Raw genomic sequence first — 12,500 nt, forward strand, 5'->3', positions numbered from 1 at the left:
AGCCGGGGACTCCCGTTCGTCCGATCCGGTGGTGGGTTATCGCATCTATCGGAACGGTGAGTACATCAAGTCTGTGGGGCCGGCCACCAGGGAGTATTGCGACGCGACGCCCGGGCGAGCCGAGTCGTACACCGTGGCGGCGTATGACCGATGGGGTATCGAACGACCGGCGGTGGTATGGGGGGAGAGGAGCAGGCCTTGACCGCTCTACCGGCAGCCCGTCCGCCGTCCCCGCGCACGGTCACCGGATGGATCCTGACCCACCCCGACACCCTGCCGGAGAGCGAGCGCCTGAAGCTCAAAGCTGACTTCGCCAGCTACCCCGAACTGGATGCCCCCACCGGTCACGTCCGCGCGTTCGGGAAGACGCTCACCCATCTCCAGGGCAACGAGCTCCCGCAATGGATCAAGGCGGTGCGCGCCGACGACCTGCCCGGCCTCCACACCTTCACCAACGGCCTCGAGCTAGGTCTCGGCCATCGCTGCGAAGAATCCGAAGAGGACCTTTCCGGGTCCAGTGGGGTCGTAGATCCCGGCAAGGGGACCAACGAGCATTTCCAGGACCAGGCCGTGCTCGGTCAGATGGTCCGCGAGGGCGGTGAGATCTGCTGCGTCGCGCCCCAGTCGTTTCATCTCGTTCACCGTGAGGATCACGCGGTAGTGCGGGGCGCGCGCCTTGATCTCGCGGGCGGTCTTGAGGTCGCCCTCGAACTGGGGGCGGACCTCGATGCGGGTGCTGATCTTCTCGCTGAAGATCTTGTCGCGGGGGATGCCGTGTTTGGCGAGTGCGTCGAGCTGTGAGTCGAGGTCCTGGCTGAGGTGCGAGCAACGGGCGTATCCGATGCGGATGCCTGCGCTCGGCAGTTGGGGGCGATGGCAGCGGGGACCGGTTTGCCGGGCTGTCACGGTTGCCCCCGGCGAGCGATCGGCCGGCGTCTGGATTCGCAGCTTCTTGTTCAGCTTGGGCACCTTCGTGAAGCGGCCGGTGTGGTATGCGCACGTGACCGCGTCGGAGCGCGAGCGGCACGGGGAGCCGGGGGGCCGCCTTGCACTGGTCATCTCACCCGGTCAGCCTCGGCCTGGCGGACCCAGCCACGCAGGGCTTCCTTATGGAAGCTCAGGTCCTTCGCGACGCGCGCGATAGGGCGGCCGGTGGAGCCAGGGCGGTTTCAAAGTCGGGTTGATCTTGTAGGTGTGCAGACCACGGCGGCGTGGTGATGCCGGCTGGGGCCGTGGCCCGCGCGACGAGGCTCCGTTGTGCAGGTGACCTTGCCAAGTCGCCTTCACACGATGGAGCTTCGATGTGCCGTCAGCCCCCACCGTGTGTCTGGTCAAGTCGCCGTCGCGTCAGCATCGTGCGATCACGGACCTGCCCGAGCGGCTGGCGACCTTGGCGGATCCACGGGCCGTCGCGGGAGGCGTCACCCGTTCGTGAGTGTGCTGCTGACGGCCCACTCGGCGGTGCTGACCGGCGCGAAGTCGTTCGCCGCGATCGGGTAATGGGCAGCGAATGCCCCTCAGGATGCTCTGGCCCGACTCCGTGCCCGCACCACGACGGCCTTCGCCGTGCGGGTCGCGCCGAGTGCGGCGACCATCCGCCGGATCATCAACGCTGTCTGCCCCGGAGGACTCGCCGACCTGCTTGGATACGATCCGGCCCGAGCGGACACCCTCGCGGTGGACGGCAAGACTGCCCGCGGCTCGCGCACCGATGACAGCCCGGCGGCCCATCTGCTGGCCGCGATCACCGGCAAGGGAATGACCGTCACCCAGCTGCGGGTCCCGAAGAAGACGAACGAGATCACCTGCTTCGCTGATCTGCTGGCGCCCTTCGACCTGCGCGGGGCGACCGTGACGGCCGACGCCCTGCATGCCCAGCGGGAGCACGCCCGCTTCCTTGTCGAGGACAAGCAGGCGCACTACGCACTGACCGTGAAACGCAACCAGCCGGGCCTGTACGCCCAGCTCCACGGCCTGCCCTGGCAGCAGGCCACCGCGAAGTACTACGACCGCACCACCGGGCACGGCCGCAAGGAAACCCGCGTCGTGCAGGCCCTGACCGTCACCGACCTGGGCGTCGACTTCCCCCACGCCGTCCAGGTCGCCCGCGTCGTACGCCACCGCACCCGGACCAAGACCGGCAAGCGCAGCCGCGAAACTGTCTACGTCATCACCGACCTGACCAGCCAACAAGCCTCGCCAGTGTCAACGGCCATGTAGTTCTCCCCAGAGGCGGCCAGTAGTTCTCCCCACTGACGGCCAGTAGAAGTTCCCCAACGGCGGCCAGATATCTCCCCGCCCTCGGAGGGTGTGGGTCAGCTGAAGGGCTTCACTCCCTTTCCGGTGGTGGCCTCGGTGAACCTGAACGAGTCACCCTGAGTGACTGTGACGTGGGCATGGTGAAGTAGCCGGTCGACGGTCGCGGTGGCCAGGGTCTTGGGCATGATCTCGTCGAATCCAGACGGGTGGAGGTTGCTCGAAACCGCGATCGAGCGACGCTCATATGCGGCATCCACCAGTCGATAGAAGCCCTCGGCGGCATCCTCGGAGACGGGCAGCAGGCCGATGTCGTCGACGATGATCAGGTCTGAGCGGACGATCTTCGCGAGGGCCCGGGCGATGGAGTCGTCCGCGCGGTGCCGGCGGACCAGCATCCCCAGGTCCTCGATGGTGAACCAGGCGACGGTCAGGCCGGCTTCGACCGCGGTCTGCCCGAGAGCCTCGGTGAAGTGCGACTTTCCCGTTCCCGAGGGCCCGCAAATGCAGAAGTTCTCGCGGCGTCCGACCCATTCCAGGCTTCTCAGGGCGTCCTGAGTGGGCCTGGGTATGGAGGACTTGGACTCGTGCCAGTCGCCGAAGGTCTTGCCGGTGGGGAACCCGGCCCGCTTGCGGCGGGTGTGGAGATTGGCGCGGTCGCGACCGGCGGCTTCCTCGGCGAGAAGGACGCGCACGACCTCGGCGGGATCCCAGCGTTGCGCCTTCGCGGTGGGGATGATGTCGGTCAACGACCTGCGAATGTGCGGGAGTTTCAGCCGCTTGGTGAGCTCGATGGCCTCGGCGAGCGGGTCGCCGTTCGTGCCGAGAACGGTGCGGATCGGGGTGGCCATCAGAGGTGGTCGCTTTCGTCGTACTCGGCAAGATCAGGGGTGCTCGGTGCGGGGGCGCCGAGGGCGGACCAGGCGGAGGTGCCGGGCTGCAGCGAGTGGGTTTCGCTGCGGCGGACCGGCTCGGCCAGGCCGTGAACAGCCTGGTAGTCGAGGATCGAGAGAAGGTCCTTGTCCGCGAAGCGGGCAGTGACCGCGGCCGTGCCGAGGGCGCGGTCAACGTCCGCTATCGAGTAGAGCTTTGAGAGTGCGACGGCCTCGGCCATCTTCGCCTTGATCCGGCGAACCCCGGTCGCCCCGGCCTCGATGAGCCAGCTGGCAGCACCCGGGCCGAGCTGGAGGAACGCGGTCTCCTCGGCGGAGGTGGCCTTCGGGGTGCGGTCGCCTTCCTTGTCTTCGCGCGGCGGATAGTGGGCGTCGTCCAGGACCGGCGAGCCCGCTTGGCCGCGCGGATGCCGGGCAACCTCGCGGGCCGAGCCGTGCTCGTCGACGGCGGTGACGATCAGTTCGTCGCCGTGGAAGCGGGCCCAAACTCGGCTGTCGATCAGGTCGTGCGGGACCGAGTAGCGGACCGCTTCGACCGAGATTGTCGACTCCCAGGTCACCCGGCGGGTGGTGCCGAACGCGGCGGTGAACGGCCGCCTCGGCAGCGGATGCAGACGCTGTTGTTCCTCCGCGAGCCGCTCGACCGGTTTGCGTCGAGTCGCTTTGTGGGTGCGGGAGTTGACCTCTTCGCAGAACTGCCGGCAGGCGGCTTCCAGCTCTCCGAACGTCTTGTATTGCTCGCGCAGATTGACGTCCCGGGGCACCAGATCGGCCTTCGCGATCTTCACCGTGGACTCGGAGCCACCCTTGGTTTCCGGGTCCGCCGGCAGACACGTTCTGATCGTCGTGCCGTAGTGCCGGGCGACCTCGACAATCTCGGGATTGCGGACCGCGATCCCGGCAACGTGATCGGTGGTGACCGTCTTCTCGTTGTCCGTCAGAACGTAGGCCGGAACCCCGCCGAGCCTGCGGAAAGTGGCGTCCAGAGCCGCGGTGACCGTCGGCAGCGTCTTGTCCCAGATCGGAATGACCACCCGAAAACGGGACCAGGCCAGCCATGCGCAGAACAGCGTGGTCTTGCGGCCCTTGATCACCGGGCCGTCGCCGAAGTCATACTGAAGCCAGAGCCCCGGCTCGGTCACCCACGGCCGGTAGATCCGCCGCCGACCGGCCCTGAACTGGGCTTTCGCCTCGGCGACCGTGCGACGGGTGGTGCGTTCCCCGCCCGCGAAACCCATCGCGGTGATCCGCTTATGGACCACATCCGCACGGACCTTGCCCTGCGAACGGACCACCAGTTCCTCGATCTTCGGCAGATAGTCGTCGATCGCTCGCGTCCGGTGGCGGTGCTGGGCGGGGTTCTGCCCGGCGGCCCGCATCTTCACATAACGGGCCACCGTGTGGTGGTCGCACCCCGCCAACTCGGCCGCGGCGCGGTAACTCCCCGTGAGGTCGTAAGCCTCAAGGATTTCCATGATCTCCCTGCTGTTCTTCACCCGCTCGAGCGTCGCCGAGCAGGACCTGTCGGGGCGAGCGGGGAGAGAACTGGCCGTACGCGGGGAATCCCGTGGCCATCAGTGGGGCCTTAAATGGCCGCCTATGGGGACCTTTTCATGGCCGCCGTCACCTCAGCGACTCGCGAAGATCATCCGCTCGCAGTGGACCATCGAGAACAGGCTTCACTTCGTCCGTGATACGGCCTTCGCCGAGGATGCCTCCAAGGTCCGCAGCGGCCGCGGTCCGGACAACATGGCCCCCCGCAGCTTCGCCATCAACCAACTCCGAACGGCCGGCCACACCAACATCGCCGCCGGACTCCGCAACATGTCCTACGCCCCCTTCCAGCGCCCACTCGACCTCATCGGCCTCAACTGACCTGCACAGACACATGATCAGTCAGACTTTGAAACCGCCCTGCCGGTGGAGCGGACCTCGCGGATCGCGCGCTCCCGGAGTTCGTCCGGGTATCAGGTGGCTCCACGAATCCCAGGACAGCTGAAAGTTCGAAGGTGGGGCCAACGCTCAAACCGCCCGAGCCAACAGCATCGCTCGCTGTGACGAAGCGTTCAGTCCAAGCGTTCGGGAGCCCACGTCCGCATATCGCCTTGCATTCGCCTGAGCTCTGGCCATCGGCACCATCAGGCCTTCGGCAACGATGATGACCGAGCCCACCTACACCACCCGCCCCCGGACCTCTTTCGCAGCAGGGGCCACCAATGACTTTCAGGGTTTACACGCATACCCCACAGCGGATGCTGCCGGGAACTCGCCCTTTCGTAGGCCGATTAGGTCGATAACGCCATGCAATGCCGGTGACATCTTGTTGTGCGCACACCTTGATAACAGTGGTCACCTGGGATCGGCGCGACACACGACGCGCAGTGACCCGTCCGAGGAGGTTCTCGTGAAAGTCCAAGATGCAGACCGTTTCCGCGAAGTGATGGGCCTTCAGGGACTGTCGCAGCGCACGTTGGCGGTAAAGGCCAAAGCTTCTCAGGCGTTCGTCTCACTGCTACTGCGGGGCAAGCGTGGTACACGACCGGCGACTGCGTGGCGGATTGCCCGGGCCCTGGGCGTGTTTACTGATGAGTTGTTCAGCGGCGAGATTCGAGGCCCTGTGAGGGCTGTTCCCTAGGGCACACCTGAGGTACGCGGTTGCGGATCCGCCGCATCCCCGGCGATGCCTCAGCGCGCTGCAGGCTGGGGCACCGCTGGGACGGCTACCTTGAGCGCCGCCTGAACTCTGCTCCGCCGGCAGCCAGAGGGAGACGCCTAAAACTCCGGCGCACAGCGCAACGTTGACGGGCGCCGTCACCACCCCTGCTCGAGCCCATCCGCACCCCCCCCACGCGACCAGTCGCACCCTCATTCCCCCATCCGTTCCACGATCGGAGAGACCAGTCATGAACATCAACGACAGTAGCCCCCACAACCACTCCGGAAACGCACCCGTGGCCACCCTGCCCCGCACGGGGTGTATCCAACGCATCAGGCAGGCTCTGAGCGTCAAGCGCGTTCTGGTCACCATGGCCAAGGCTATGGGCATTGTGGCCCTGTCTGCGCTCTCTGCGTTGCTTACCACGCAAGGGAGAGCGCCGGCGGTGGCCACGTCCGTAGTGGGTGCCAAGGAGGCCAACAGAGACTGGTCCCTCTCGATGGACACCCAGGAGACCGGGCGGCAGGAGCTCTCGAAGGCACTGTGTGATCTCGCTCCCGAGAGCGGGAGTTGGACCGCGCAGCTGTACGCCAGCACCCTGGCCCTTACGCGGGCGCACCTGGGTCCAGTCGACCCGTTGGAGGACGACCACCGCGCTGTCCAGCTGCTGCGCTCGGACTGCTGGGCCCGTGTTGGAGACTTCAACCGCTTTTCCTGGAAGCCTGAACAGGAGGCTGGTGCCACCGCGTACACACTGATGCCGAGTCATGACTCGTACGCTGATGCCTATGTGCCGGGCCTGCATGAGCCCATGGACAAGCACAGGGTTTGACCTTCATGTCCTCCGGCAACGGGAGGACCTGTCGGCGTTTGGTCTCAGGACATGGTTGACGGCTTGTCGTCAGGAGTTGCTTGACGCTTCTCCTTTTTGCCCATTCCTTTGACGTAGAGGCGAGTGATCGGGCCGGTGTTCTTGAAGGGCCTGACCGCGAGCTCGTCTTCGCCGTGGAAGATCCGGTAGTGGGTGTGCTCGATGACGATGGTGACGATCTCCCGGCATGCCGCGGACCCAGCTTGATGAACTGGCGATTGACCATGATCCGGCCGCTGGCATAGACCTTGTGCTGAGCTCGAATCAGCCCGGTTGGCAACGGCGGTGGAGGCAGCGGTGTGGCGGCTGTGCGAGCTCGACGGAGTCTGCCGAGTTGATCTGCGGGGACAGGGCAAGGCCAGGTGCCCATGAGCGCGTTGTCGGCGATCGCGTGCATCAAGTGCCCGTCCAGACGGACTGCGATCACGCGTCTGGCCAGGGAGAACTCGACTTGGTGATAGAGGCCGCCGATGGCAACGAGCCCGTCGCGGTTCACTTTCCGGTCGACTTCGACGGGCTGTCCGGCAGCGAGAACAACAGTCCCCTTCGACCGGAGAAGAGCCGGAGCGACGGGCTCGGGCCCTGCGGGCCGGGGGCCGTGGCGCATGGTCAGGTAGGCCAGGTCCTCCGGCAGCAGACGTGAAGGGACGGAGGTGACTCGGTGCCCGTCCAGGAGGAGGTGGATAGTGCGCTGGTTGGCCTAGACAGACAAAGTCCTTCCGGCGAGGGCCTGGTGGACTCTGAGGCACTGCTTGTTGGAGATGAGGGTGAGGGCTCCGCTGGGCGGGACCCGGATGTCGAACTCGATCGCCGTGCCGTGGGGCGGCAGGACCGGGGGCTCGATCACATTGATCGCGAGATCCGGCACCGCGCCGTCAAGGTCATCGCCACCCCTGTCTGAGCGGGTCGGTCTGAACAGGCTCATCGGAGTGGCCATCTCGAGGGGCTGGTGCGGGTGGTGATGGTTGTAGCTGTCAGTCCACCGCCTCCTGAGCCGACACGAGCGACTCGAATGGCGTCACATAATCGAGGAACTCCTCCCGCAGGGTCCGGTGGAAACGCTCGATCTTGCCCGTGGTCGTGGGCGAACGCGGCTTCGTCAGCCGCTGGGAAATGCCGTTCTCCCGACAGATCCGCTCGAACAGCACCTCCACCGGCTGCGGGCGCGTGTGGCGGCCGGTGGACTGCTTGCCGTTGCCCGTCAGCACCTCGAAGGGCACCCCGTACCGGCGCATCGCCGCGGTGAACGCCGAGCACACTGCGCGGGCACTGGGCACTGTCACTACGGAGGCGACCACCACGAACCGGGAGTGGTCATCGATTCCGGTGACCATCTTGCACTCCCGCCCGTCGGCCAACGGCACCCCGCCGACCAGGTCCATCTGCCGCAGCTGCATCAGTGCCTCACGCTGCCAGCGGCGGTACTTGCGTGGATGCTGCTGTTCCTGGGAACGCACCAGGCCGTTTGCGGGACAACACCCGGTGCACCGTCGCCCGCGACGGCGCCGACTCCAGGCCACGGCCACCGAGCTCGTGGGCGATCCGCCGAGCACCCCACCGAGGGTGCTGCCGCCGCAGCCGGCAGATCATCGCTCGACTTCGGCCAGCAACCGAGTAGGGCTGATCCGCGGCCGGCGAGACCGGTCCGCAAGATCGGGCAGGCACTCCTGCTCAAACCGTCGCCGCCAGCCAGGTATGCAGCGCCTGGCGGGACGTGCCGTACCGGCAGCGACCTGCCCGACCGGCGACCTACCAAGCACTTCACGAACGGCGCGGTACCAGCACTCGGTCAACTGCTGCGGATCCACGAACGTCAACGAACCACGCTGGCCGCCTTGTTGAGTGAGAGATGGACGGACAATCAGCCGAACGTGTCAAGCGTTCCCAGAGCACAAACGGTGAAGCATGCCCTGAGACCTCACACCGACACGGGAGGACCTGTCGGTGATTCGACAGCTTCGGTGGGTGTACGAGTAGGGGTCCGGCATGCCGCGCAGCGGGTGCCGGACCCCTACTCGTATGTGAGTGCACTCCTCCTGGTCTCCACGGAGTGGCAGTGCCGCAGACGCAGTCCACCGACCCCATGCGTATGAGCAGGTCAATCGTCGGCGTCTGGCGGGTCACTCTGCGGACGTGGTCACCGAGTCACGAGCCAGTGTGCGTCCATTCTCGCCGATGAGTACTGCGGACACAGCGGTGCGCCCGCCGGGCTTGACTGGAATGCCGCTGCCATCACCGATGGCCACCGTGATCCTGCCCGCACCGCTCACCGACACGACCGCGGAGCCGCTCGCACGAGGGCGGTCCAGATCGACCAGTGTGACGACGAGGCGGCCAGGTCTGCCACATGTCCTGTACGACATCTCGATGGTGACCCGATCTGAGCCGGTCCGTACCCGCCCTATAGCAGCGGCAGGCAGATCAACCGATTCCAGGCCACCCCAGATGTGGGTGGAGAGCAGCGCAATCGCGACTAGCGCCACGCATATTGTCAGCATCAGATGTCCGCCTTCCACTCTCAGGGTTCTGAGCGGGCAGTTGGGAGTCGTGGGCGACGCCCAGTACTGCACCTCTGTATTCGCCGCGCATGTGCTTCACGCGGACCTATAGGAATCCTTGGATGCCGCAGTAGCCGTGGGCGAGCAATTCGAGGGCAGTCCACTCGATCGGCGCTCTTCGGTGTGATGCGTGAGCCGAGGGAGGGCCCTGCGGCTGGTTGCACACGGGCAACCAGCCAAGCGTACGGCCAACCAATCTGTCCCGTCGGTGATGACTGGCGGAAGTTTCCCTATGGGTCTCGCTACCTCAGTCGGCTCAGGGTTTCCGTTTACCGAGGAGGACATAAGGGCCCGCGAGTTAATTCAACGTCGTTAAAAGTAGCTGGAGTTGAGATTCGGAGTACGATAACGCTCATTTCTGAGGTGCAATCAGTTACTCGCATGCGCGGCGATAACTGTGCTGTTCTTGGAACACGCCGCCCCGGCCAACACCGAAGGCGCGTACCCCTTTAGAGGAGGATTTCCATGCCCCTGTGTAATCCTTGTTCGCGATGCGGGAAGCGCGCCCAGTCGGGCGGGCCCTCGACCCAGGTGAAGCCCGGGAACCGTCGTGTGCGGACCCACCGCAGCAGGGAACCTGCCAGCCTCACTGAGTGCGCATCAGGCGCAGTCCCCTTATGGCGTCCGGCCATCCGTACCAGTTTCCGCCCCTGCTCCTCGGGGTTGGACCAGCACGTATCTGACCTGCTCTACCGTGGCGCCGACCAGGCGCACCAATGGGCCGAGGTTGAAGAGGACCTCGCCCGGCACGCGCTGGGCGCCCTATGGGTCTCGGCCGACGGCGGAACCATCGCCGCCCGAGTGCGTCGGCTGACCGGCCGTGCCGCGCCGCTGCCGCCCACCAAGGCCCACAGCCGCCAGGAGTTGGCGGATTCGATTGGCATGGTGACCGCTCTGGCCCTTCGTCGCTTGCGTCGCCGCGCCCTGGCAGGTACAGGCTGGCGGTCAGGACGTATGTCGGTGCGACGCTACTTCCTCGGCCAGTGCGTACGGCTGTGGCCCTTGGAGCTACGCCGTTGGGTCCGAGAACAGCCCCCGGGGCCCCGCCCTGCTGGCCTTCGAGCATGCGGCCAGGCTGCAGGCCGCCGAGAGTTGGAGCGAGCCGGAGGTGCGCGCCATCGAGCGCTGGGACATGGTCATGTTCGTGGCTGGGCTCGACTCGCGCATCCGGACCGCGCTGAGCGAGCGGCTCGCCGGCAATCCGCGGTGATCGGCCGCGGAGAACACCCTCGCCGCCCGACACGCCATATGGCGACTCTGCTTAAGGCCCGTCTTTCGAGCCCATCCATCCCGGGCGCCCGATACCTCCCAAGGCCGACGCCCCTCCTGCCTCTCAGGAGTGCTCCAATGATGTTCCTCGCACGTACCGCGACTCTGGCCGGCCGCATCTGGCCGCGTCATCGACAGGGAGTGACGGTGGTAAGAGCCGCCCGTCCCACTCTCCCTGACCTCACTGTATTCCCCGGACGCTGCTTCTTTACCGCAGGTTCGGACAATGCATACACCGCCTGTGTGCGTTCCATGCTGGTTGACAGAGGCGCGTATGCGCCTTCGCATCATCCAGTGCTCGTGCAGGGGTGGAGTGAGGACGACCGGGAGGCGTGTGCGCTCTTCCAGCGCGCCCAGGGCTGGCGTGGGCGCAGAGCTGGTGGCCGTATGAACCGGGCGACTTGGGACGTGCTGGTCAACGGCGAAGGCAAAGACGTCCACCACCCATCGCACCCCAGCGTGTCCTGGACGTCCAGAACGGCGGCGCCCCCGGGCTTCCCCGGTAGAGACATCTTTGGGGACGACCACGCCAATGTATGGATTCTTATGGTCCGGCTGCGACTGGTCGCTCATGGATATCTTACGGCCCAGCGCACAGCCCGATACGGCCGGCTGCCGGACAAGACCGCTGAGTGGCACGACTACGTGGACGAAGCGCGCTGTTGGGACGAGCACATTCGCCACGCTTGTACGTGCTTCCAGTTGGACCACGGACTGAGGGGCGCTCAAGCAGACGGAATCCCCACGGAAAAGACCTGGGAGTTGCTGTGGAGCCAGTGATATCCGGAAACAGTAGTGATCGCAGGTGGATTCTGTCCGCAGCCTGCGAGGGTGCCGATACTGAACTCTTCTTCACGTTGAATACGGCGGCAGAAGGAAAGGCCCGAAAGCTGTGCAACCGTTGCCCGGTCAGCACAGAGTGCTTGGCCTATGCACTGGATGAGCGCATACCGTTCGGCCTCTTCGGCGGCACAAGTGCCAAATGGCGCGCCCGCCTTATCGAGCGTCACCCGAAGACGGCGTCCTGGCATGCAGCCCTCATACACGCACGGGACGTCCAGCGGGCCGGCCAGCGGCACCCCCGCACGAAGAGCCCGAAGGGCGTGCCCCCCGCCCCAGGTCGAAGTCCGGCAAGGGACCTACGATTCCACGGTGCGCGGTTCGGGTGTGGTTCAACCCGCGAAGGCTGCTCCCGGTTCGCGCCGGACGAGGGCCCACCAGCCTCGCGTACCAGTGCAGTCTGGGACTGCCACCAATGATGGCCTTATGCTCCACGGCCGGTTCCGTTCTCCTCTGAAGTGCGACGGTGCTGGCTCCGGGCGAGTGGCGAAACGGAAAACGCGGCGGACTTAAACTCCGCTGTCCCTCAGGGGACTTGTGGGTTCGACTCCCACCTCGCTCACGTGATCTCCTACCTAGAACTCGCGCTGAAGTGCGCCGCAAAATCGTCCTGCCACTACCGCGTCGGAGCAGTGCTCGTGCGCGGAGGCAGGGTCCTTGCCCACGCGTACAACCGCCCCAGAAATCATCCCGCGACCGATTTCCGACACGCGACCTTCCACGCAGAGGAAGTTCTCCTCCGTAAGGCAGCTAACCCCAGGGGTGCCACGGCGTACGTGGCCCGAGTTGGCTCCGCCGGCACCCCGCGCATGGCTCGTCCCTGCCCGAGATGTCAACGAGCGCTGGCCCGTAGCGGTGTCACGCTGGCCCACTACACCACAGCCGCCGGCCCCGAGAGTATTCGCTGGCCACCCATTCGCCTGCACCGCACGTGACGCCATCTACGGAACGAGACATGGGGCGTTAGCTCAGCTGGTCAGAGCAGGGGACTCATAATCCTCCGGTCGCGGGTTCAAGTCCCGCACGCCCCACCGCCTCGCATCAACTTTCCTGGCAAGCAGCGAAGTTGATGCGGCGATACCAGGTCCCGGTTCCTTTGGCCGAGGCCCCAAGTCTCCGATCCAAGCTCCAAGCCCCAAGGCCGAGTCCCATGACCT

At 65.9% G+C, this 12,500-nt stretch carries 10 protein-coding genes, 2 tRNA genes and 1 pseudogene; 8 read left to right on the forward strand and 5 right to left on the reverse strand.

Annotated elements, in window-relative coordinates; translation table 11 throughout:
• Positions 1-465 precede the first annotated feature (465 nt).
• Positions 466-906 carry a recombinase family protein gene (locus OG430_RS42240; RefSeq protein ID WP_327357969.1) on the reverse strand — a complete coding sequence of 147 codons (441 nt, stop codon included), beginning with the start codon at positions 904-906 and terminating at the stop codon, positions 466-468.
• A 660-nt stretch (positions 907-1,566) separates the two neighbouring features.
• Here OG430_RS42240 and OG430_RS42245 point away from each other — a divergent pair.
• Positions 1,567-2,220 (forward strand): ISAs1 family transposase, encoded by a 654-nt coding sequence (locus tag OG430_RS42245; protein ID WP_327357970.1) that lies wholly within the window; start codon positions 1,567-1,569, stop codon positions 2,218-2,220.
• 95 nt (positions 2,221-2,315) lie between these two features.
• Here the strand turns inward: OG430_RS42245 and istB are convergent, their stop codons facing one another.
• Positions 2,316-3,107 (reverse strand): IS21-like element helper ATPase IstB, encoded by a 792-nt coding sequence (gene istB, locus OG430_RS42250; protein ID WP_327350378.1) that lies wholly within the window; start codon positions 3,105-3,107, stop codon positions 2,316-2,318.
• Complete coding sequence (istA, locus tag OG430_RS42255; RefSeq protein WP_327350379.1) at positions 3,107-4,645, reverse strand: IS21 family transposase; 1,539 nt, start codon at positions 4,643-4,645, stop codon at positions 3,107-3,109. Before istA ends, istB begins: the two co-directional genes overlap by 1 nt.
• On the opposite strand from istA, the gene OG430_RS42260 reads away from it, so the two are divergent.
• From OG430_RS42260 to OG430_RS42265, 3 genes are all read left to right on the forward strand, one after another.
• The gene (locus OG430_RS42260) at positions 4,623-5,024 is read left to right on the forward strand and encodes a hypothetical protein (RefSeq protein WP_327357971.1); all 402 of its coding nucleotides are present in this window, start codon (positions 4,623-4,625) and stop codon (positions 5,022-5,024) included. The two genes, istA and OG430_RS42260, sit on opposite strands and share 23 nt — an antisense overlap.
• A gap of 565 nt (positions 5,025-5,589) precedes the next feature.
• Complete coding sequence (locus OG430_RS49605) at positions 5,590-5,784, forward strand: helix-turn-helix domain-containing protein (RefSeq protein WP_442816768.1); 195 nt, start codon at positions 5,590-5,592, stop codon at positions 5,782-5,784.
• Positions 5,785-6,250: 466 nt separating this feature from the next.
• Positions 6,251-6,637 (forward strand): hypothetical protein, encoded by a 387-nt coding sequence (locus tag OG430_RS42265; RefSeq protein ID WP_327357972.1) that lies wholly within the window; start codon positions 6,251-6,253, stop codon positions 6,635-6,637.
• A 739-nt stretch (positions 6,638-7,376) separates the two neighbouring features.
• Here the strand turns inward: OG430_RS42265 and OG430_RS42270 are convergent.
• Positions 7,377-7,601: a hypothetical protein gene (locus OG430_RS42270; RefSeq protein ID WP_327357973.1), complete on the reverse strand. Its 225-nt coding sequence runs from the start codon at positions 7,599-7,601 to the stop codon at positions 7,377-7,379.
• Positions 7,584-8,493, reverse strand: a pseudogene (locus OG430_RS49610) (IS481 family transposase); the annotation flags it as partial. The gene OG430_RS42270 and the pseudogene OG430_RS49610, both read right to left, overlap by 18 nt.
• 2,786 nt (positions 8,494-11,279) lie before the next feature.
• Here OG430_RS49610 and OG430_RS49615 point away from each other — a divergent pair.
• From OG430_RS49615 to OG430_RS42300, 4 genes are all read left to right on the forward strand, one after another.
• The gene (locus tag OG430_RS49615) at positions 11,280-11,762 is read left to right on the forward strand and encodes a WhiB family transcriptional regulator (RefSeq protein WP_442816769.1); all 483 of its coding nucleotides are present in this window, start codon (positions 11,280-11,282) and stop codon (positions 11,760-11,762) included.
• 58 nt (positions 11,763-11,820) lie between these two features.
• Positions 11,821-11,905, forward strand: a tRNA-Leu gene (locus OG430_RS42295).
• A gap of 1 nt (position 11,906) precedes the next feature.
• On the forward strand, positions 11,907-12,278 hold the full coding sequence (locus OG430_RS49620) for a hypothetical protein (RefSeq protein WP_442816654.1): 372 nt from the start codon (positions 11,907-11,909) through the stop codon (positions 12,276-12,278).
• Between the two features lie 22 nt (positions 12,279-12,300).
• Positions 12,301-12,374, forward strand: a tRNA-Ile gene (locus tag OG430_RS42300).
• The last annotated feature ends 126 nt before the right edge of the window (positions 12,375-12,500 follow it).

Source organism: Streptomyces sp. NBC_01304 (assembly GCF_035975855.1).
In the GTDB taxonomy this organism is placed as follows: Bacteria; Actinomycetota; Actinomycetes; order Streptomycetales; family Streptomycetaceae; genus Streptomyces.

What these genes read in the sequence shown, in the direction of transcription:
- istB (WP_327350378.1), bottom strand. Translation starts at nt 3,107, where the DNA reads ATGGCCACCCCGATCCGCACCGTTCTCGGCACGAACGGCGACCCGCTC.
- OG430_RS42260 (WP_327357971.1), top strand. Translation starts at nt 4,623, where the DNA reads ATGATCTCCCTGCTGTTCTTCACCCGCTCGAGCGTCGCCGAGCAGGAC.
- OG430_RS42270 (WP_327357973.1), bottom strand. Translation starts at nt 7,601, where the DNA reads ATGAGCCTGTTCAGACCGACCCGCTCAGACAGGGGTGGCGATGACCTT.
- OG430_RS49605 (WP_442816768.1), top strand. Translation starts at nt 5,590, where the DNA reads ATGGGCCTTCAGGGACTGTCGCAGCGCACGTTGGCGGTAAAGGCCAAA.